Below are 17,581 nucleotides of genomic sequence, written 5' to 3'. Positions count from 1 at the left end.
TACATGGATCTCAAGGAAACCGACATCCTCGGCGACAGCATCAACGAGCATTGGTATTACTGTTCCAAAGCCGCGGCAACCAAGCGTTTACTGGGTGATGCGCCGATCAGCCGAATCCTCGATGTCGGCGCCGGTTCGGGTTTTTTCTCCCACCATTTGCTGACGCATACCGATGCGCGCGAAGCGTGGTGCGTGGATATCAGCTATCCCGCCGATTCCAGCGCGACCACCGTCGGCAAACCGGTGCATTACCGTCGCGCAATCGACACCCTCGATGCCGATCTGGTGCTGTTGATGGACGTGCTGGAGCATGTCGACGACGACCTTGGCTTGCTCAAGATGTATGTCGATAAGGTGCCATCGGGCAGTCGATTCCTGATGACAGTTCCGGCGTTTCAGTTCTTGTGGAGCGGTCACGACGATTTTCTTGAACACAAGCGCCGCTACACTCTGGCGCAGTTCGAAACACTGGCACGTGACGCGGGTTTGACGGTACAGCGCGGTGCCTATTATTTCGGCGCGGTATTTCCGATTGCGGCGGCACTGCGCTTGTTGCCGCAAGGCGCGCAAACCCAACCACCGCGCTCGCAGCTTAAACGCCATCACCCACTGGTGAACGGCGTCCTGAAGACCCTGTGCAGCCTCGAACTGCCGTTGATGGGCATCAACCGCCTGGCCGGATTGAGTGTGTTCGTGCTGGCGTGCAAACCGTGACCTCGGCGGAAAAAAAAGCATTGATCCAGCGTGGTGTGCGCTTTGCCGTGACCGGGCTGTTCGTCACCGCCCTGCACGCGCTGGTGGCGGTGCTCTTCATTAACTTCATCGCTGCGCAACCGCCGCTGGCCAACGGCGTGGCGTTTGCCGTGGCGACCGTGGTGTCCTATGTGATCAACACCACCTGGAGTTTTTCTGCCCGTTTGCAGGGACGAACGCTGCTGCGTTTTCTACTGGTGTCCGTGGGCGGCTTTTTCCTCGCGATGTTCGTTGCCTGGGCCGCACAGATTGCCGGGCTGCACTATCTGCTGGGCATCGTTGCGGTGGCGTTGACGATTCCAGCGTTCACCTTTGTCTTGCACAATTTCTGGACATATCGATGAAGGCTTCACGAAACCATCCGGCGCTGGGTCTTTTGCCGTTGTTGCTCGGCGTGCTGGCGTTTTTCTGTGTGATCGGGCCGCAAGCGCTGGATCCGCAAAACATTGCCTGGCTGGAGCAGGGCGACCCGGCAACGCATTATCTGGGCTGGGCATATTTCCGCCATTCACCCTGGACCTTTCCGCTGGGCCTTAACCCGTCCTATGGTCTGGAATTGGGCAATTCGATCATTTTTTCCGACTCCAATCCGCTGCTGGCGCTGCTGTTCAAGCCATTCAATGCCTGGCTACCGGCGACGTTCCAGTACTTCGGCCTGTGGCTGCTGGCGTGTTTCGTTCTGCAAGCCTGGTTCGGCTGGAAACTGCTGGGGTTGATGACGGGCAACCCGCTGATTCGCCTGCTGGGCACGGGTTTGCTGGTGGTTTCGCCGCCGATGTTCCTGCGCATGGGTGGGCACCTTTCCCTGTCCGGACATTTTTTGATTCTGGCAGCGCTGTACCTGGCGTTGTTGCCGAATCTGTATCGCCGTCGTCTGGCCTGGGGCGCGCTGCTGGCGGTGACGGCGATGGTGCATGCGTACCTGCTGGCGATGGTGGCGCTGATCTGGGTGGCCGATCTGCTCGGCAAGACCTTCAGCCAACAAATGACGCGGCGTCAGGGGCTGGTCGAAGGCGTGTTGCTGTTTGCCGTGGTGAGTGTGTGTTGCTGGCAGGCCGGTTACTTCGCTATTGCCGATGGCGCGCAATCCGGCGGTTTCGGCTTGTACCGGATGAATCTGCTGTCGCCATTGGATCCGGCAGGCTGGTCGTTCATTTTGCCGGACTTGCCAAAAGCCAGTGGCGATTACGAAGGCTTCAACTATCCGGGGCTGGGCGTGCTGTTGCTGCTGCCGCTGGCGCTGATTGCCTTTCTGAGAAATCGCCAGCCGCTGAAGAATGAGCTTCGCATTCGCCCTTGGCTAATGCTGGCGTTGATCGGTTTATCGTTGTTTGCGCTATCGAACCAGATTGGTGTCGGCGCGCACACCTTTAGCTACCCGCTACCGAAAATCGCCATCAAACTGGCGAATATTTTTCGCGCCTCGGGGCGAATGTTCTGGCCAGTGTTGTATGCGCTCATTCTGACGGTGATGTTCCTGCTGGTGCGCGGTTACCGGCCACGCATCGTCGTCGCGCTGCTGGCGCTGGCGTTGACCATACAGATCGTCGATACGCGCAACGGCTGGATGGGCTTGCGCAACGGCAAGATGATGACGCCGTCCGCAGAATGGGCAACGCCGATGCGTGATCCGTTCTGGGCGAGTGCGGCGGCGCATTACCCGAATATCCGCAGTCTGATGCCGCAGAATCAGTCCGAGCGCTGGCAAGTGATTGCCGATTTCGCCGCGACCCATGGCCTGAAAACCGACGCCGTTTATCTGGGGCGCATGAGTTCCAAAGCTTTGGAGCAGGCCCGGCAAAAATCGCAGCGCATGCTTGAATCAGGGCAATACGATGCTGACTCCTTGTACATCCTCGACGAGACGGTGCTGGCCGATGCTGCCAAAAGCGTCAACAGTGACACGGATCTGTTGACGAGAGTGGATGGTCTGGTGGTGCTGGCGCCGGGCTGGAAGCGTTGTTCGCAGTGCCTGAGCGTGCCGGATGAAGGACGGCGCATGTCACTGCTGGCATTGATGCGTCCCGGTCAGGCGCTGATCTTCAACTACTCCGCTCGGCAGTTGGCCAGCGGCTGGTCGACCCCGGAAAACTGGGGAACATGGTCGGCGGGTCAGCAGGCGCAGATCGACTTGCGGGTGTCACCCGAGGCGCGCTCGATTGCACTGGAGGTCATGGCATTCGTTTTGCCGCAACACCCGGCGCAGCGAGTGATTGTCAGTGTGAATGGCGAGCAGGTGTTGAGCACGCGGCTGGTGCAACATCAGGATAATCATCTGGAGATCCCGATCAGTCCTGTGATCCGACAGCGCCTGGCGGACGATGATCGCCTGACAATCGAGCTGCAATTGCCCGACGCCATCAGCCCTGAACAATTGGGCATCAATGACGATTCACGGGTCATGGGGCTGGGCTTGAAGCGCTTGACGGTGAACTGACGCACCGTGGCGATGGACGCCGGGGCCCCGGCCTTTCTACACTGCCGGTATTCCGGGGGCAGGGGGCAATGGATGAACCGCAATGAACTTCGCAAGGCCGACATCAACCTGATGGTGGTGTTCGAGACCTTGATGCTCGAACGCAACGTGACCCGCGCGGCCGAGAAACTGTTTCTCGGCCAGCCGACCATCAGCTCGGCGCTCAACCGCCTGCGCACGATGCTCAACGATCCGCTGTTCATCCGCGTCGGCCACCGCATGGAGCCGACCGCCCGCGCCGAAGATATTTTCCGCCATCTCAAACCCGCACTGGATTCACTGTCGGTTGCGCTGAGCCTGACCCGCGATTTCGACCCGGCCGTCAGCACCATGACTTTTCGCATCGGCCTGTCCGATGACGTCGAATTCGGCTTGCTGCCACCGTTGTTGCGTGCGTTGCGTCAGGAAGCGCCGAACGTGGTGTTTGTGGTGCAGCACGTCGATTACTGGCGCATCCCCGATCTGCTCGCGGCGGGCGACATCACGGTCGGCATCAGCCAGACCCGTGGCTTGCCGGCCAATGCCAAACGTAAACTGCTGCGGCATATCCAGCCGAGCATTCTGCGCGCCGACGCCAGCGATACACCGCTGACGCTGGATGAATATTGCGCGCGTCCGCACGTACTGGTTTCACACACGGCCAACGTCAGTGGCTTTGCCGATGAATGGCTCGCGGAACTTGGCCGCACTCGGCAGGTGGTGCTGTCGGTGCCGCAATACAGTGCGTTGCCGGCGCTGCTGGCCGGCACCGACCTGATTGCCAGCCTGCCGGATTACACCGCCGCGGCCATGGCTGCTTCGGGGCTGCTGTTCAAGGAACCCTTTCCGTTCAAGACGCCGACGCTGGATCTGTCGATGGTCTGGCTCAGCCATGTGGACAGTGATCCGGCCGAGCGCTGGTTGCGTTCGCGGCTGGAGCAATTCATGAGTGAGCGGCCACTGACCCCATCCTGAGCCACAACACCGTGTAGGAGCTGCGGCACGCTGCGATCTTTTGATCTTCAAATCTCACGATCAAAAGATCGCAGCCTCGTTTCACTCGACAGCTCCTACAGGGATTAGTGATGAGCTGCATGTGCTATATGTACGAGCTTTCTGCCAACTCACCGGGGATCTGCAATGCCACACCTGCACATGGAATACACCGCCAACCTGCCGCAGTTGAACGCCGACGTCGCGTTGATCCGCCTCAACAACACCCTGATGGGCTCCGGTCAGTTCGCGGCGGAGTTCGATATCAAAAGTCGTGCGATTAAAGTCGAAACATTCAAGGTTGGCACCGCCATGGCCGAGCGCGCCTTCGTCTATGTGAAGCTGGCGCTGCTCAGCGGGCGTTCGCCGCAGATCAAGAAGCAGTTGTCAGAAAGTCTGTTGCTGGTGTTGCAGGAGCTGTGCGAATGGCCGGTCGGCGTCGAAGTGCAGTTGTGTGTCGAACTGGTCGATATGGATCGCGAGTCCTACAGCAAAACTGCCATCGGCGCGTAGGCATCAGGCCGCTTCGAGTTCACTGCACACCTTGACCACCTGCTCGCGCAACCACAGGTTGGCGCTGTCCTGATCAACGCTCTGGCTCCATTGCATGTCGAGGGTGAAGCCGGGCAAGCCGTTCGGCGCCTCACAGTGATTGAACACCGCTTCGTTGGTCAGCAAACGCTGGATGCGGCGGGGCAGGGTGAGGATGAAGTCGGTCCCGGTGATCATTTTCAATGCCGCGCTGTAGCTGTTCGAGCGCGCGACGATCTGGCGCTTCTGCGCTTGCCGTGCCAGCCAGCCATCGACCATGTTGGTGGTCGACGTCCACGGTGTCGGGAACACATGCCTGCGTTCGGTAAAGGCCTGCAGGCTCAGGCGCGGCTCCAGTGGCGTGGCGCGTTTGTCGAAGACGCAGACCAGATCATCTTCCAGCAGCATCCGCGATTTCAGGTCAGCGTGATGGCGATGGAAGTTGGGGCCGAAACTGATCACCAGATCGAGGCTGCCGTCGCGCAGTTCATCCGCCGGGACGTCGGTCTCGAACTTGTGCATGTTGACCATCACCGGCAAATCGTCGAAATCGAAACGTTTCAACAGACGCGGCAGAATCAGTTGCTCGAAATATTCCGGGGCGCAGATGTTGAAAGTGACGGCTTGCCGGGTCGGGTCGAACGTGGGGGCACCGGCGTGGCACAGGTTGATGCTTTCGAGGATCTTCTGCACATGGCCATACATCGTGCAGGCCTTGTAGGTCGGGCGCATGCCGGTACGGGTATTGATGAACAGTTCGTCTTCGAAACTGGTGCGCAGTTTTTTCAAACAGTAACTGACGGTGGATTGGCTGACGAACAGGGTTTCTGACACATCGGTGACGCTGCTCTGCTCATAAACAGCGATAAACACCATGAGATCCTGCATGTCGAGCTTTCGTAGCAAGTTGCTGTTCAGCATCCGTTCTGTCTCGCTGTGCTCCTTGCGCTGAATCCGCGCAAACGTGTGCGAACGATCCTAACGGAACGATGGTGCCAGGACAAAGCCCTGTAGGACGTTTCACGGTCAGTTGTGGGACAGAAAGTTTTAGTAATACGACGTCACGAATCAAACCACTGAAAGATGGCCAGAAGCCTTTAGCTTGACCGCGGAAAGTGTCGGGCGTAATGCCTGGGATCGAAGCGCCACACCATCAACAGCATCACTCCCATCACAGCGGTCAGCGACCACCAGGCCCATTCGAAACTCCCGAGCCTGTCGCGGATCAATCCGGCCAGCAGCGGCGAAAGGCCAGCGATCAAGTAACCGATGCCCTGCACGAAGGCGGTCAGTCCACCGGCGCGTTGCGGGTTGTCGAGGTGGTCGAGAGAGACGATCAGGCTCATCGGAAACAAACCGCCAATGCCCAAGCCCAGCAGGCAGGGCCACAGCAGGCTGAACTGTTGTGGGCTGAGGATCAGGCCGCAAAATCCGGCGATGATCAGCATCAGTAGCGCCATCAGAATCACGCGGCGATCCCGGCTGCGATTGGCGATAGCGGGAACCACCAGGCCGGAAATCACCTCCATGGCCGTCAGAAAACCTAACAGCAGCCCGGCGTTTTGTTCGCTCCAGCCTTTTTCCACGTAGTACGGCGCGAGCCAGGCCAGCACGCAGGTGTAGGACGCGGTTCCCAGACCAAAGAAGATGGCCAGTAACCAGGCGCGGGAATGGGTGAAGAATGAATCTTTCCTCGCTGCCGCCGGCGCCGTGGAGGTCAGCTGGCCGCGTTGCGACCACCAGAACAGAAACGCCAGTAATGCCAGGATCGCCCAGATGGCCAAACCGCTGCGCCAGCTTCCGGTTTGCACCATCACCAGTGGTGCAAACGAGGCCGCAATGGCTGCGCCGCCCATGATCGACGTGACGTACAAGCCCATGCACAGCGCGACGTTGTCGGCGAAGCGCGATTTGATCAGCGCCGGCATCAACGCTTGAATCAGCGCAATACCGATGCCCGCCAGCACGGCGCTGAAGATCAACTGAACGGCTGTGTCGATAAACAGCCGCGACAACGTTGCCAGGGCAATCACCAGCAGCGACAACAGCACCGTGCGTCGTTCGCCCAGCCGCTGACTGATGCCGAGACCGAAAAACATCGCCAAGCCCATCGCCATCACCGGCAACATCGTCAGCAGTGACGCGACCGTGAAGCTCAGCGGGATATCGCCGCGAATGGCCGACAACAAGGGGCCGACGGCGGCCATCGACGGACGCAGATTGAGGGCAACGAGGATAATGGCGAGCATCAGCCAGACAGCGGGACGGGCGGTGGCGCGGACATTTTCCATCATCAGACCTTTGGACAGGGCAGGTGATTAGGCGCGCAGCTGTCTGCTCCGGGCAAACCAGAAAACCCACAGCAGTATTTAAAAAATCGATAACCCCGCCATCCCCTGTGTGTGCGAGCCTGCTCGCGAAAGCGGATTGTCTGCCACCGAAAATATTGGATGTGCCGACCTCTTCGCGAGCAGGCTCGCTCCCACAATAAACAGCCGTGCTGTTTTTTCTGAATCAAACCTGAACCATTCTCAAATACTTCGCGAGTTTCAACGTATGACCCAACGCCAACTAATCGTTGGCGTCTTTTTCACAAAAAATTGATGGTTGCCTGCTTAAAGTTTGTCATGCCTTAGTTAATGAAAATTTCACAATTGGCTTTTTTGTCATTGGCCGAGGCTCTTCTTTTCAGGAATTGCCCCTTTTTATGTTGAAGTTAAAAGCCGTGCGCCCGGAATGGGTGACGTTGATCGCCAGCGCCTTTCTTTTGATCGGTTTCAATTTTGTCCTCTGGCAGCATCTCTTCGAGATCACTGCGGCTGATGGCAAGGGCATCGCCATGCGCGTGGCGTTCGGGGTAATGATCCTCGCGGCATTCAACATTGTGCTGACCTTCCTGGCCTTTCGCCCGCTGCTCAAACCGCTGTTGACGCTGATATTTCTGGTCAGCGCCGGCGTGGCTTACTTCATGAGTCAGTATGGCGTCATGATCGATGCCGGCATGTTTCGCAACTTTGCCGAAACCAATGCAACGGAAGTGCGTGATCTGCTCTCCTTGAAGTTGGTTGCTTATATCCTGTTACTCGGTGTCTTGCCATCCTGGTTGTTGTGGAAGTTGCCGGTTAATTATCGTCGCTGGCACCGTGAGTTGTTCAGCAAAGTTATTGTCGGTGTTGCCTCGGCAGCGGTGATTGGTGGTGTGGCACTGGCCAATTATCAGGGCCTGTCTTCACTGTTTCGCAATCACCACGAAATTCGCCTGATGCTGGTGCCCAGCAACTACATCGGTGCTTCAGCCGGTTACCTGCGCGAGCAAGTGGTCTCGGCGCAGCAACCGTTCGTCAAGATCGGCGAAGACGCTCAGCGCAATCCCGATCTGAAACGCCAGCCGCGCAAATCCCTGACCGTACTGGTGGTGGGAGAGAGCGCCCGTGCGGAGAACTTCGGCATCCTTGGTTATAACCGCGATACCACGCCGCAACTCGATAAGGAGGCCGGGCTGATCGCCTTCACGGATGTGCATTCCTGCGGGACTGAAACGGCCGTATCGGTGCCGTGCATGTTCTCCAACATGGGCCGCAAGGATTACGACGCCAGCAGGGCCAAGAATGAGGAAGGTCTGCTCGACGTACTCAAGCGCGCCGGTATCGATGTGATCTGGCGCGACAACCAGTCCGGCTGCAAAGGCACCTGCGACCGGGTCACCGTGCAAGATGTCAGTAACCTGAAAGACCCAGTGCTGTGCGCCAGCAGTGAGTGTCGCGATGAAATCCTTCTGCAAGGCCTGCAAGGTTTTATCGACCACTTGGACAAGGACACTGTTTTAGTCCTGCACCAGATGGGCAGCCACGGCCCGGAATACTTCAAACGTTATCCGAAGGAATACGAGCACTTCACCCCGGTGTGTGAAAGTAACGCGCTGAACAATTGCAGCCGCGAAAGTATCGTCAACGGTTACGACAACACACTGGTGTATACCGACCATGTGTTGTCGAGCCTGATCGATGTATTGCGCAGCAATCAGGACAAAGTCGATACCGCCATGTTGTATCTGTCGGACCATGGTGAGTCGCTGGGTGAATACAACCTGTTCCTGCACGGTACGCCTTACATGTTGGCGCCTGAGCAACAAAAGCATGTCGCGATGCTGGCGTGGTTCTCCGATAACTATCAGAAGGCTTATTCGGTCAACACCCATTGCCTGCAGATGAGCCGCGACAAACCGCTGAGCCAGGACAACCTGTTCCACTCGATGCTGGGTCTGCTGGAGGTCAAGAGCACGGTCTATCAGCCGGGTCTGGACATGTTTGCCGGGTGCCGTGGTGCGGTGATCGACGGCGTTCTGGCCAAGGACTGAACCCCGTTCCTTATAGGAGCTGCCGAGGGCTGGGATCTCTTGATCTATTTTTGAAGATCAAGAGATCGCAGCCTTCGGCGGCTCTTACACATAACAGGCCTTTCGGCTTCCTCTGTCAGACTATTCTTGCCATTGGGCAGGACATTTCGTTACAGCTCTTGCCCTTCGCAGGCGCGTAAATCGCCAGTGGCGATATATACTGCGCGCCATTCTTCAAGGGAGAGCCGTGTGGCCATCGATATTCACTGGATTCGCGACAACGAAAGCCTCGCGCAGTTTTGCGCCGAGTGGCAGCAGCTGCCGTTCGTTGCCCTCGACACCGAATTCATGCGGGTCGACACCTTCTACCCGATTGCCGGTCTGTTGCAGGTCGGCGACGGCAAACGCGCCTACCTGATCGATCCGCTGACCATCAACGCCTGGCAACCGCTGGCTGCGTTGCTGGAAAACCCGGCGGTGCTGAAAGTCCTGCACGCCTGCAGCGAAGACCTCGAAGTCCTGTTGCGCCTGACCGGCAGCCTGCCGGCACCGATGTTCGACACGCAACTGGCCGCCGCTTACCTGAACCTCGGTTTCTCGATGGGCTATTCGCGGCTGGTGCAGGAAGTGCTCGGCATCGAGCTGCCGAAGGGCGAAACCCGTTCCGACTGGTTGCAGCGCCCGTTGTCCGACACGCAAATCAGCTACGCCGCCGAAGATGCGGTGCATCTGGCGGAAGTTTTCGTACAACTGCGGCCGAAACTGTCTGACGACAAATTTGCCTGGGTGCTGGAGGACGGTGCTGAACTGGTCGCCAACCTGCGCCGCGAAACCGACCCTTACGAGGTCTATCGCGAGGCCAAACTGGCGTGGAAACTCTCGCGGGCGCAACTGGCGGTATTGCGTGAGTTGTGCGCTTGGCGTGAAAAAGAGGCCCGCGCCCGCGATCTGCCGCGCAACCGCATCGTCCGCGAGCATTCGCTGTGGCCGTTGGCTCGCACGCAACCGGACAACCTCGCGGCGCTGGGCAAGATCGAAGACATGCACCCGCGTACCGTGCGTCAGGACGGTCAGTTTTTGCTTGATCTGATCAAGCGCTCTGGCAGTGTGGGGCCTGATCAATGGCCGCCTGCCGTGGCGGAGCCATTGCCGATCGAAGCTGCTGCGTTGATCAAACAACTGCGCGCACTGGGCCAGGCTGAGGCCGAGCGTCTGGGGATCGCCCCGGAACTGATGCTGCGCAAGAAAACCCTCGAAGCCCTGGTCAAAAGCGGCTATCCCGAGGGTCCTTACCAATTGCCTGAGTCGTTGCGTGGCTGGCGCCGCGAACTCATGGGTCAGAAGCTGCTCGACAGCCTGGCCACCGCCGGAGAACAGCCTTGAAACGTATTTGTTCCATCTACCAAAGCTCCAAGCGCAGCGGCATGTACCTTTATGTGCTCAAAAGTGATGCGCTCGAGCGTGTACCGGAAGCGCTGATGCTGGCCTTCGGCAAAGCGAAGCATTCGTTTGATCTGGTGCTGTCGCCCGAGCGCAAACTGGCCAGCGAAGACATCGTTGTGGTGCTGGAGAATCTCGACAAGCAGGGCTATCACCTGCAAATGCCGCCGGCCGAAGACGAGTACATTGAGCACTTGCCCGAAGAGTTGCTGCGACGCAACGACCCGGTCTGATCTGCGAGGCCCTGTTCTGGGCCTCGGTTAACCCTGGAACTGTTTTTACCGCGATGGCCTGCCGAAATCCGGCGGCCGTCTGCACGGTTTGCGAAAGGTTTGAAGATGCGCGTTCTGATTGCTGAACACGACCACGCGATATACGCCCGGCTGCTGCGTCAGGCAGCGCCCGAGCTTGAAGTACTGACCAGCGGCGACTCCGCCGAACTGGCGCGTCAGGCCGCCGATTGCCCGGTATGGCTGGGCCAGCCGGACCTGCTCGCGACCCTGTTGCGCCAGGGCCACCAGCCCCAATGGCTGCAATCGACCTGGGCCGGCATTACGCCACTGCTCGCGGACGGTTTGCGCCGCGATTACCGTTTGACCCGCGCGGTGGGGATTTTCGGTCAGGTGATGGCTGAATACGTGCTGACGTACATCCTCGGTCACGAGCGCGAAGTGCTGGCGCGACTGGTCAGCCAGGTCGAACGCAAGTGGGACAACCGCAGCGGCCAGAGCCTGGTTGGGCGCAAAGTGCTGATCGTCGGTACCGGCGACATCGGTCAGAGCGTGGCGCAGTTTCTGCTGCCATTCGGCATTGAGTTGTACGGCATCGCCAGTACGGCTCGCGAGCAGGCGCCGTTTGTCGAGGTCGGTTCGATGGCCGACCTGCCACGTCTGGTGGGCGAGGTGGATTACGTGGTCAACCTGCTGCCGAACACCGAGCACACCCACGATATTTACGACGCGGCGCTGTTCAAGCAATTCAAGCCGACTGGGTTGTTTATCAACGCCGGGCGCGGTGTCGCGGTGGTTGACGCGGATTTGGTGGAGGCGTTGAAGGAAGGGCACCTGGCGGGGGCGGTGATCGACGTTTGCCGTCAGGAGCCACTGCCGCAGCGCCATCCGTTCTGGACGGCGTGGGGTTTGCTGCTGACCGGGCACAGTTCGGCACCGACGTCTCCGGCGTTGATGGTGCAGCTGTTTGTCGAGAACCTGAAGGCGTATCAGGCGAGCGAGGCATTGCGCGGGGAAGTGGATTTCAACCGCGGTTACTGATTCCTACGCAGATCATTCCCACGCTCCGCGTGGGAATGCAGCCGGGGACGCTCCGCGTCCCATTGGAACGCGGAGCGTCCCTTGAGGCATTCCCACGCAGAGCGGGGGAACGATCATTTCGGTGTGGCTTAGAGGGTGAAGTCGCCTTCCGCCGCCAGTTCGTTCAGCGGGCGACGCGGGCTCGGCTCTTCGCGTGCTTGCAGGTAGTCAGCCAAGCTTGCCTTGTCACCCAGTTTGCCGACCGCCACCGCCGCGTGCAGTGCGTAACCTTCAGGAATATTCAGTTCCTTGCGCGTCAGTTCCTGATCGAAACCGGCCATGCCGTGGGTGTGCCAGCCGCTGAGGCTCGCTTGCAACGCCAGGTGACCCCAAGCTGAACCCGTGTCGAAGGTGTGCCACAACGCTGGAGTTTCTTCCGTCGCTCCGGGTGCAGTGAAGGTGGTTTTCGAAATCACGATCACCAGCGCCGACGCATGCTGCGCCCAGCTACGGTTGAACTCGTTCAGCAGACCCAGATAACGCTCCCAGTTCGGCGTATCGCGACGCGCATAGAGGAAACGCCACGGCTGCGAGTTGTACGCCGACGGCGCCCAGCGGGCCGCTTCGAAAAAGCTCAGCAGGGTTTCTTCCGGGATCGCTTCGCCGGTGAAGGCGCGCGGCGACCAGCGGTCGGTGAATTGTGGGTGAATGGCGTAATCGGCAACGCGAGGGGTGGCACTCATCGAGAGATTCCTTGCTACGTTTGAGTCATGAATTCGAGGCAAAACCCTACGTGGCGGTGATCAGGCTGACAAGCGCGATTTACCGACAGTCGCCAGCGCTTGGCCCGCCGGGCCTTGGGCACTAGACTGGCGGCCTTTTCACCACCTGATGTTGATGCTTGAGCCATGGCCGCCGAAGTCGAACCGTTCTGGATACGCAAAACCCTCGATCAACTGGATCACCAGGAATGGGAATCGCTGTGCGACGGCTGTGGTCTGTGCTGCCTGCAAAAACTCGAGGACGAAGAGGACAACAGCGTTTATTACACGCGCATCGCCTGCAAACTGCTGGACCTGAAAACCTGCCAGTGCAGTGATTACCCGAATCGCATCAAGTTTGTCCCGGACTGCATCCAGCTCACCCCGGGCCAGGCTGAAGAATTCAAATGGCTGCCGCCGACCTGCGGTTATCGACTGGTCAGCGAGGGCAAGGATTTGCCGTTGTGGCACCACCTGGTGTGTGGCGATCGCGACGCGGTGCACCACGAACGGATCTCCCAATCCGGGCGCATGCTCGCTGAAGGCAGCGTGCCGGAAGATGACTGGGAAGATCACCTGATTTTCCGCGCAGGTTAAACACCTGCGGACTTAAGCTTTACCAAGGAGTGTGTATGGCTGTCGGATTGCAGCGGGCGTTGATGGTTGCGCTGCTGGCGTTGAGTGCGCCGGTCTGGGCCGCGAAGAAAGTCGATCTGGATTATCACGTGCGCCTGTTGCCGCAAAGTGATCAGGCCGAGGTGCGCCTGACCCTGGCCAAGGGCGAAGCGGTGCGCAGTCTTGATTTCGACCTCGGCGACGGCAGCCATTACAGCGACTTCAAGGCTGACGGCCAATGGCTGCTGAACCCGGGCAAAAATGCCCGTGGCATCTGGCGCCCGACCAGTGACAAGGCCAGCCTGACTTACCGCGTACGCATCAGCCACGGCCGCAAGAACGGCAGCTTCGACACGCGCATGACCCCGAGCTGGGCCTTGATGCGTGGCGACGAACTGGTACCGCCAGCCAAACTCGATCAACAGGACGGCACCGAACTGGTCGCGCGTCTGCAATTCGAATTGCCTGAAGGCTGGAAAAGCGTCGAAACCGCGTGGCCGCGCATCGGCAAAAACAAATTCCGCATCGACAATCCCGCGCGCCTGTTCGACCGTCCGACCGGCTGGATGCTCGCCGGTCATCTCGGCAGCCGCCGCACACGTTTGGGCGAAACCGAAGTCACCGTGGCCTCGCCGCAAGGGCAGGGCATGCGGCGCATGGACGTGCTGACCTTGCTGACGTTCGTCTGGCCGCAGGTGCAGGCGGTTTATCCACGCCATCCGGCCAAACTGTTGATTGTCGGCGCGAACGATCCGATGTGGCGCGGCAGCCTTGGCGCGCATGAATCCATCTACGTGAACACACGGTTGCCGCTGGTCAGCGAAAGCGGTAGCAGCGCGCTGGTGCGTGAGCTGGCGCAGGTGTTCGGGCGGATCAATGACGAGCAGCGCAGTGACTGGATCAGCGAAGGTTTTGCCGAGTATTACGCCATTGAACTGGTGCGCCGTGCGGGTGGCATGAGCGATGAGCGTTATCAGAGTTTGCAGGTGAAACTGGCCAAGGACAGCCAGAAAGTCACGACGTTACGCGGCGAACAGATCAGCCCGGCGCAGGTAGCGAAAGCAGTGATTGTGTTGCAGGAACTCGATCGCGAGATTCGCTTGAAGACGCGCAACAAGCGCTCGCTGGATGACGTGTTGCGCGGGGCGATGCATCTGGGCACGGTGAGCACCAAGGAATTTGTGCAACTGGCCGAGAGCGTGCTCGGTGAGTCCTCCAAAGTCCTTGATACCGTATTGCTTCAGTGACACCGCTATCGCGAGCAGGCTCACTCCTACAAGGGAACGCATTCCAAATGTAGGAGTGAGCCTGCTCGCGATGGGGCCCTCAACCCCAACGCAAATCTCGGATCAAACCCCGGCTTTCGGCGATTTAACCGAATCATTGCCGGTCACGGTGGCAGTGCTGGTCGCCGCTTCGGCATTGGCTTTCAGCTTGCTCAACTCTTCCCCGGCCCGTTCGATCTTGGCCCGCACGTTGTTCATGTCCTGACGACTCTTTTCAAACAGACTCTTCACCGAGCTGTGCCCGGTAATCCCGCGCGCCATAGCCACGCCGCCGATCGCCACCTGAATCAACCCGAACACACCGCCACGGCGCAGGCCTTTGCCGACCATGATCACGCCACCGGCGAGCGAGCCGATGCGCTCCCAGCCTTCGACGTTCTGCTCGGAACGGCTCTGGAACGGGGTGGATTCGATGCGTTCGACACGTTTGAGCTCGGTCATGATCTTTCTCCAGGCAATGAGTAATCGATAAACAAGCTGACTGCCAGAGCGGTCAGCTCGTTCCATCGGATGTGCGACGCTTTAGCGGAATTTTGGCCCGGAGCGAGTGTTCAAGCCCTTGGCCATGCGGTCATAGAGCACGACGTTGACCGTGGCGGCGAGGTTCATGCAGCCGGTTGTCGGGATGTACACGACGTCTTCGCACCAGTCGCGGATCTCTTTATCCAACGAGCCGTCTTCGGGGCCGAAGATGTACAGGGCACGATCCGGATGAGTGTATTCCGGCAGCGGGCGGGCGCCTTCGACCAGTTCCACGGCGACGGGCACGCAGTTGAGCGGAAGGATCTTTTTCAGATCGTCGATACCGATCAGCGGGATGTCGTAGTGCACGCGTTTGGTGTCGGTGACGAAGTCGGCGGCGCGTTCATAACGCTTGCCGGTGTAGAACACCGACGCCACGCCATAGCAGCCTGCGGCGCGCATCACCGAACCGACGTTCTCCGGTGATTTGGGGTTATACAAACCAATGCAGCTGTACCGTTTGTCTGCCACGAGCGGGGTGCCTTTGGGAAAAAGAGCGCGATTATACGGGGATTGGGCGGTTGTGGTCAGACTGCTCGTTCCCACGCTCTGCGTGGGAATGCAGCCCGGGACGCTCCGCGTCCCCTTAAACCGCCGAACGCAGAGCGTCCGAAGAGGCATTCCCACGCGGAGCGTGGGAACGATCATGGCTGGCTTAGTCTTCTTTTTTCATCAACCCGGCCAGTGCGGCAAACGGGTTGTGCGTCGCCTTGGCGATCTTCGGCGTGCTCAGCGAGCCTTCGCTGAAATACTGCTGGTCGGTATAGCGCGAGTGTTCGTTGTCGTGACAATACAGGCACAACAATTCCCAGTTCGAGCCGTCCTGCGGGTTGTTGTCGTGGTTGTGGTCGCGGTGGTGCACGGTCAGTTCGCTCAGGCGCTTGCCGGAAAACTCACGGGTGCAGCGGCCACAGACGTGCGGGTACATCTTCAGGGCTTTGTCGCGGTAGCCCATTTCCTTGTCGCGCTGGTTGTCGGCGAGGATGCGATCCAGCTTCGACGTGTTGGTTGGGGTGGACGAACTCATGGGTTCACCTTTGTAAAAGACTAATGACGGTTATGCGCAGAGTTTAGCTCAGCCCTTGAGCTTCTCGGCAATCCAGATCGTGTGGCGCGTGCCCTTGTTGCCGTGGGCGAAGACCTGGACCTCTTCGGCCTTGAATCCGGCCTTCTTCAATTTGTCGGAAAACAGCCGATCAGCGCTGGCCGACCACACAGCGAGCACGCCTTTCGGGCGCAGGGCCTTGGCGCAGGCATTCAGACCTGCGGCGGAGTACAGCCAACTGTTGGCCTTCTGGGTCAGGCCTTCGGGACCGTTGTCGACGTCGAGCATGATCGCGTCGAAACCGTTTGGTTCGCTCTGCAGCACCTTGGCCACGTCTTCCTGACGGATGACGGTGCGTGGATCGAGCAGCGGTCGACCGGACTTCTCGCCGAGCGGGCCACGGTTCCACTCGATCACGCCCGGCACCAGTTCTGCGACCACCACTTCAGCGGTTTTGCCCAGATGCTTGAGCGCCGAGGCGAGGGTAAAGCCCATGCCCAGACCGCCGATCAGCACCCGCGAACCCGGCCGGCCAGCGACCTTGCGGCACGGAATTTCCGCCAGAGCATCTTCGGAACCGTGCATGCGCGTGTTCATCAATTGCCCGCCGTCGCCGCCCTGGATCTTGATGACGAAATCTTCGCCATACTCGAACAGGCACAGGGCACCGCCGCTTTCAGGGATCGGGGTGGTGTCGAGCAGAACGAAACGTTTCATGGAAATCTCTACAAGGGGGAAGGCAAGCAGGCCCGTTGAGAGTAGCCTGAGCACAGACTAGAGGCCAAACGGAGCCCTTGATGAAGCGCACCATTCTAACGGTCATTGCCCTGGCCGCGCTCTCGATTACTGCAGTGCAGGCGCAACAGACCATTCCGCTCAGCCCGGCGCCGCAACCCGGCGCGCCCGGCACCGCGACACCGACGCCGTATCCGCAGATCACCCCGATCAACATTCCCAAGTCGGGTGCCGGCAGTGGCAGCCCGCCGCTGGTGCCGATCGAAATGCCCAGCCCGCCGAGCAAGGATCAACCGGTGCCGGGCATTGAGCCGAGCGGCACCAAGGCAAAATCTCCCGGCGGTTAAACCTGTTGCGCCGCCAGTTGACCGTCGGCCATGCGCAGGCGTTTCGACAGGGAGACGGCGAGGGCGCGGATGATCTTCGCGGCGATCTTCGGCGCGTCGTTGAGCATTTTTTCCAGCGAATCCTTGCCGAGGTTCAATAGCTGGCAGTTCGTCGCGGCGACGCAGGTGGCCGAACGGCGTTCACCGTCGAGCACGGCCATTTCGCCGAACGCCCGACCGCTGCGCAGGGTGGCCATGGTGATCACTTGGCCATCGGGCCCGGTTTTCTGCACGGCCACCTGGCCGGTATGAAGGATGCACATGAAACTGCCAGCATCGCCCTCGCGGAAGATCGCCTCGCCCTCAGCCACGGTGCTGATGCTGAAGTAGCCGGAAGCGGCCGCAAAGTCGGCCAGCTGCAATTGATCGAACAGGCCGCAGTCCATCAGCCAGTCGCGGATTTCGTTGTTCAGTAAGGTCGGTTCTGACATGTCGTCACGGTCTTTTTGTTTTCACTGTTTCAGGCTTCACAC

Annotated in this window: 20 protein-coding genes; 12 read left to right on the top strand and 8 right to left on the bottom strand. The window is 59.5% G+C overall.

The features are described from left to right. Nucleotides 1-3 precede the first annotated feature (3 nt). The 5 genes from ACWR1S_RS04115 (at nucleotide 4) to ACWR1S_RS04095 (ending at nucleotide 4,714) form a co-directional block, all read left to right on the top strand. A complete protein-coding gene (locus ACWR1S_RS04115) occupies nucleotides 4-714 on the top strand; it encodes a class I SAM-dependent methyltransferase (RefSeq protein ID WP_454562517.1) in 711 nt (236 codons plus the stop codon). Next, the gene (locus tag ACWR1S_RS04110; protein WP_454562516.1) at nucleotides 711-1,097 is read left to right on the top strand and encodes a GtrA family protein; all 387 of its coding nucleotides are present in this window, start codon (nucleotides 711-713) and stop codon (nucleotides 1,095-1,097) included. The genes ACWR1S_RS04115 and ACWR1S_RS04110 overlap by 4 nt, the downstream gene beginning before the upstream one ends. Further along, the gene (locus ACWR1S_RS04105; protein ID WP_454562515.1) at nucleotides 1,094-3,190 is read left to right on the top strand and encodes a DUF6311 domain-containing protein; all 2,097 of its coding nucleotides are present in this window, start codon (nucleotides 1,094-1,096) and stop codon (nucleotides 3,188-3,190) included. Before ACWR1S_RS04110 ends, ACWR1S_RS04105 begins: the two co-directional genes overlap by 4 nt. Before the next feature lie 72 nt (nucleotides 3,191-3,262). Further along, nucleotides 3,263-4,183: a LysR substrate-binding domain-containing protein gene (locus ACWR1S_RS04100; RefSeq protein ID WP_454562514.1), complete on the top strand. Its 921-nt coding sequence runs from the start codon at nucleotides 3,263-3,265 to the stop codon at nucleotides 4,181-4,183. Between the two features lie 165 nt (nucleotides 4,184-4,348). Continuing rightward, complete coding sequence (locus ACWR1S_RS04095) at nucleotides 4,349-4,714, top strand: 5-carboxymethyl-2-hydroxymuconate Delta-isomerase (RefSeq protein WP_454562513.1); 366 nt, start codon at nucleotides 4,349-4,351, stop codon at nucleotides 4,712-4,714. A gap of 3 nt (nucleotides 4,715-4,717) precedes the next feature. Here ACWR1S_RS04095 and ACWR1S_RS04090 read toward each other — a convergent pair whose 3' ends face one another. Further along, nucleotides 4,718-5,653, bottom strand: a complete 936-nt coding sequence (locus ACWR1S_RS04090; RefSeq protein ID WP_454562512.1) for a LysR substrate-binding domain-containing protein — start codon at nucleotides 5,651-5,653, stop codon at nucleotides 4,718-4,720. Nucleotides 5,654-5,829: 176 nt separating this feature from the next. After that, entirely contained in the window at nucleotides 5,830-7,023 is a 1,194-nt protein-coding gene (locus ACWR1S_RS04085) for a cyanate transporter (RefSeq protein WP_454562511.1), read from the bottom strand. A 416-nt stretch (nucleotides 7,024-7,439) separates the two neighbouring features. Here ACWR1S_RS04085 and ACWR1S_RS04080 point away from each other — a divergent pair, with 416 nt between their 5' ends. The 4 genes from ACWR1S_RS04080 (at nucleotide 7,440) to ACWR1S_RS04065 (ending at nucleotide 11,779) form a co-directional block, all read left to right on the top strand. After that, nucleotides 7,440-9,089 (top strand): phosphoethanolamine transferase, encoded by a 1,650-nt coding sequence (locus ACWR1S_RS04080; protein ID WP_454562510.1) that lies wholly within the window; start codon nucleotides 7,440-7,442, stop codon nucleotides 9,087-9,089. A gap of 228 nt (nucleotides 9,090-9,317) precedes the next feature. After that, nucleotides 9,318-10,451 carry a ribonuclease D gene (rnd, locus tag ACWR1S_RS04075; RefSeq protein WP_077571546.1) on the top strand — a complete coding sequence of 378 codons (1,134 nt, stop codon included), beginning with the start codon at nucleotides 9,318-9,320 and terminating at the stop codon, nucleotides 10,449-10,451. Then, the gene (locus ACWR1S_RS04070; RefSeq protein ID WP_194933713.1) at nucleotides 10,448-10,741 is read left to right on the top strand and encodes a YcgL domain-containing protein; all 294 of its coding nucleotides are present in this window, start codon (nucleotides 10,448-10,450) and stop codon (nucleotides 10,739-10,741) included. The genes rnd and ACWR1S_RS04070 overlap by 4 nt, the downstream gene beginning before the upstream one ends. A gap of 105 nt (nucleotides 10,742-10,846) precedes the next feature. Continuing rightward, a complete protein-coding gene (locus ACWR1S_RS04065) occupies nucleotides 10,847-11,779 on the top strand; it encodes a D-2-hydroxyacid dehydrogenase (protein ID WP_454562509.1) in 933 nt (310 codons plus the stop codon). A 128-nt stretch (nucleotides 11,780-11,907) separates the two neighbouring features. Here the strand turns inward: ACWR1S_RS04065 and ACWR1S_RS04060 are convergent, their stop codons facing one another. Continuing rightward, entirely contained in the window at nucleotides 11,908-12,501 is a 594-nt protein-coding gene (locus ACWR1S_RS04060; protein WP_454562508.1) for a nitroreductase family protein, read from the bottom strand. 165 nt (nucleotides 12,502-12,666) lie between these two features. On the opposite strand from ACWR1S_RS04060, the gene ACWR1S_RS04055 reads away from it, so the two are divergent. Both ACWR1S_RS04055 and ACWR1S_RS04050 read left to right on the top strand, forming a co-directional pair. Then, on the top strand, nucleotides 12,667-13,116 hold the full coding sequence (locus tag ACWR1S_RS04055) for a YcgN family cysteine cluster protein (RefSeq protein WP_141127945.1): 450 nt from the start codon (nucleotides 12,667-12,669) through the stop codon (nucleotides 13,114-13,116). Between the two features lie 35 nt (nucleotides 13,117-13,151). Continuing rightward, complete coding sequence (locus ACWR1S_RS04050; protein ID WP_454562507.1) at nucleotides 13,152-14,381, top strand: hypothetical protein; 1,230 nt, start codon at nucleotides 13,152-13,154, stop codon at nucleotides 14,379-14,381. 102 nt (nucleotides 14,382-14,483) lie between these two features. On the opposite strand, the gene ACWR1S_RS04045 is transcribed toward ACWR1S_RS04050, so the two are convergent. The 4 genes from ACWR1S_RS04045 to ACWR1S_RS04030 form a co-directional block, all read right to left on the bottom strand. Further along, entirely contained in the window at nucleotides 14,484-14,861 is a 378-nt protein-coding gene (locus ACWR1S_RS04045) for a YgaP family membrane protein (protein WP_095049253.1), read from the bottom strand. Between the two features lie 81 nt (nucleotides 14,862-14,942). Continuing rightward, nucleotides 14,943-15,413, bottom strand: coding sequence for an RNA methyltransferase (locus ACWR1S_RS04040; protein ID WP_007911337.1), 471 nt, complete (start codon nucleotides 15,411-15,413; stop codon nucleotides 14,943-14,945). 184 nt (nucleotides 15,414-15,597) lie between these two features. Continuing rightward, a complete protein-coding gene (locus ACWR1S_RS04035) occupies nucleotides 15,598-15,969 on the bottom strand; it encodes a YajD family HNH nuclease (protein ID WP_007911336.1) in 372 nt (123 codons plus the stop codon). Nucleotides 15,970-16,017: 48 nt separating this feature from the next. Further along, the gene (locus ACWR1S_RS04030) at nucleotides 16,018-16,704 is read right to left on the bottom strand and encodes a spermidine synthase (RefSeq protein WP_454562506.1); all 687 of its coding nucleotides are present in this window, start codon (nucleotides 16,702-16,704) and stop codon (nucleotides 16,018-16,020) included. A gap of 80 nt (nucleotides 16,705-16,784) precedes the next feature. Here ACWR1S_RS04030 and ACWR1S_RS04025 point away from each other — a divergent pair, with 80 nt between their 5' ends. After that, nucleotides 16,785-17,069 (top strand): hypothetical protein, encoded by a 285-nt coding sequence (locus tag ACWR1S_RS04025; RefSeq protein WP_454562505.1) that lies wholly within the window; start codon nucleotides 16,785-16,787, stop codon nucleotides 17,067-17,069. Here ACWR1S_RS04025 and ACWR1S_RS04020 read toward each other — a convergent pair. Continuing rightward, complete coding sequence (locus ACWR1S_RS04020; protein ID WP_077571551.1) at nucleotides 17,066-17,539, bottom strand: cyclic nucleotide-binding domain-containing protein; 474 nt, start codon at nucleotides 17,537-17,539, stop codon at nucleotides 17,066-17,068. The genes ACWR1S_RS04025 and ACWR1S_RS04020 overlap by 4 nt on opposite strands. Nucleotides 17,540-17,581 lie beyond the last annotated feature (42 nt).

The organism is Pseudomonas sp. AIG, assembly GCF_977020205.1.
The sequence above is the reverse complement of the archived record's forward strand: the minus strand, read 5'-3'. Positions and strand labels throughout refer to the sequence as shown.

What these genes read in the sequence shown, in the direction of transcription:
- ACWR1S_RS04115 (WP_454562517.1), top strand. Translation starts at nt 4, where the DNA reads ATGGATCTCAAGGAAACCGACATCCTCGGCGACAGCATCAACGAGCAT.
- ACWR1S_RS04105 (WP_454562515.1), top strand. Translation starts at nt 1,094, where the DNA reads ATGAAGGCTTCACGAAACCATCCGGCGCTGGGTCTTTTGCCGTTGTTG.
- ACWR1S_RS04100 (WP_454562514.1), top strand. Translation starts at nt 3,263, where the DNA reads ATGAACCGCAATGAACTTCGCAAGGCCGACATCAACCTGATGGTGGTG.
- ACWR1S_RS04095 (WP_454562513.1), top strand. Translation starts at nt 4,349, where the DNA reads ATGCCACACCTGCACATGGAATACACCGCCAACCTGCCGCAGTTGAAC.
- ACWR1S_RS04090 (WP_454562512.1), bottom strand. Translation starts at nt 5,653, where the DNA reads ATGCTGAACAGCAACTTGCTACGAAAGCTCGACATGCAGGATCTCATG.
- ACWR1S_RS04085 (WP_454562511.1), bottom strand. Translation starts at nt 7,023, where the DNA reads ATGGAAAATGTCCGCGCCACCGCCCGTCCCGCTGTCTGGCTGATGCTC.
- ACWR1S_RS04080 (WP_454562510.1), top strand. Translation starts at nt 7,440, where the DNA reads ATGTTGAAGTTAAAAGCCGTGCGCCCGGAATGGGTGACGTTGATCGCC.
- ACWR1S_RS04065 (WP_454562509.1), top strand. Translation starts at nt 10,847, where the DNA reads ATGCGCGTTCTGATTGCTGAACACGACCACGCGATATACGCCCGGCTG.
- ACWR1S_RS04060 (WP_454562508.1), bottom strand. Translation starts at nt 12,501, where the DNA reads ATGAGTGCCACCCCTCGCGTTGCCGATTACGCCATTCACCCACAATTC.
- ACWR1S_RS04055 (WP_141127945.1), top strand. Translation starts at nt 12,667, where the DNA reads ATGGCCGCCGAAGTCGAACCGTTCTGGATACGCAAAACCCTCGATCAA.
- ACWR1S_RS04050 (WP_454562507.1), top strand. Translation starts at nt 13,152, where the DNA reads ATGGCTGTCGGATTGCAGCGGGCGTTGATGGTTGCGCTGCTGGCGTTG.
- ACWR1S_RS04045 (WP_095049253.1), bottom strand. Translation starts at nt 14,861, where the DNA reads ATGACCGAGCTCAAACGTGTCGAACGCATCGAATCCACCCCGTTCCAG.
- ACWR1S_RS04035 (WP_007911336.1), bottom strand. Translation starts at nt 15,969, where the DNA reads ATGAGTTCGTCCACCCCAACCAACACGTCGAAGCTGGATCGCATCCTC.
- ACWR1S_RS04030 (WP_454562506.1), bottom strand. Translation starts at nt 16,704, where the DNA reads ATGAAACGTTTCGTTCTGCTCGACACCACCCCGATCCCTGAAAGCGGC.
- ACWR1S_RS04025 (WP_454562505.1), top strand. Translation starts at nt 16,785, where the DNA reads ATGAAGCGCACCATTCTAACGGTCATTGCCCTGGCCGCGCTCTCGATT.
- ACWR1S_RS04020 (WP_077571551.1), bottom strand. Translation starts at nt 17,539, where the DNA reads ATGTCAGAACCGACCTTACTGAACAACGAAATCCGCGACTGGCTGATG.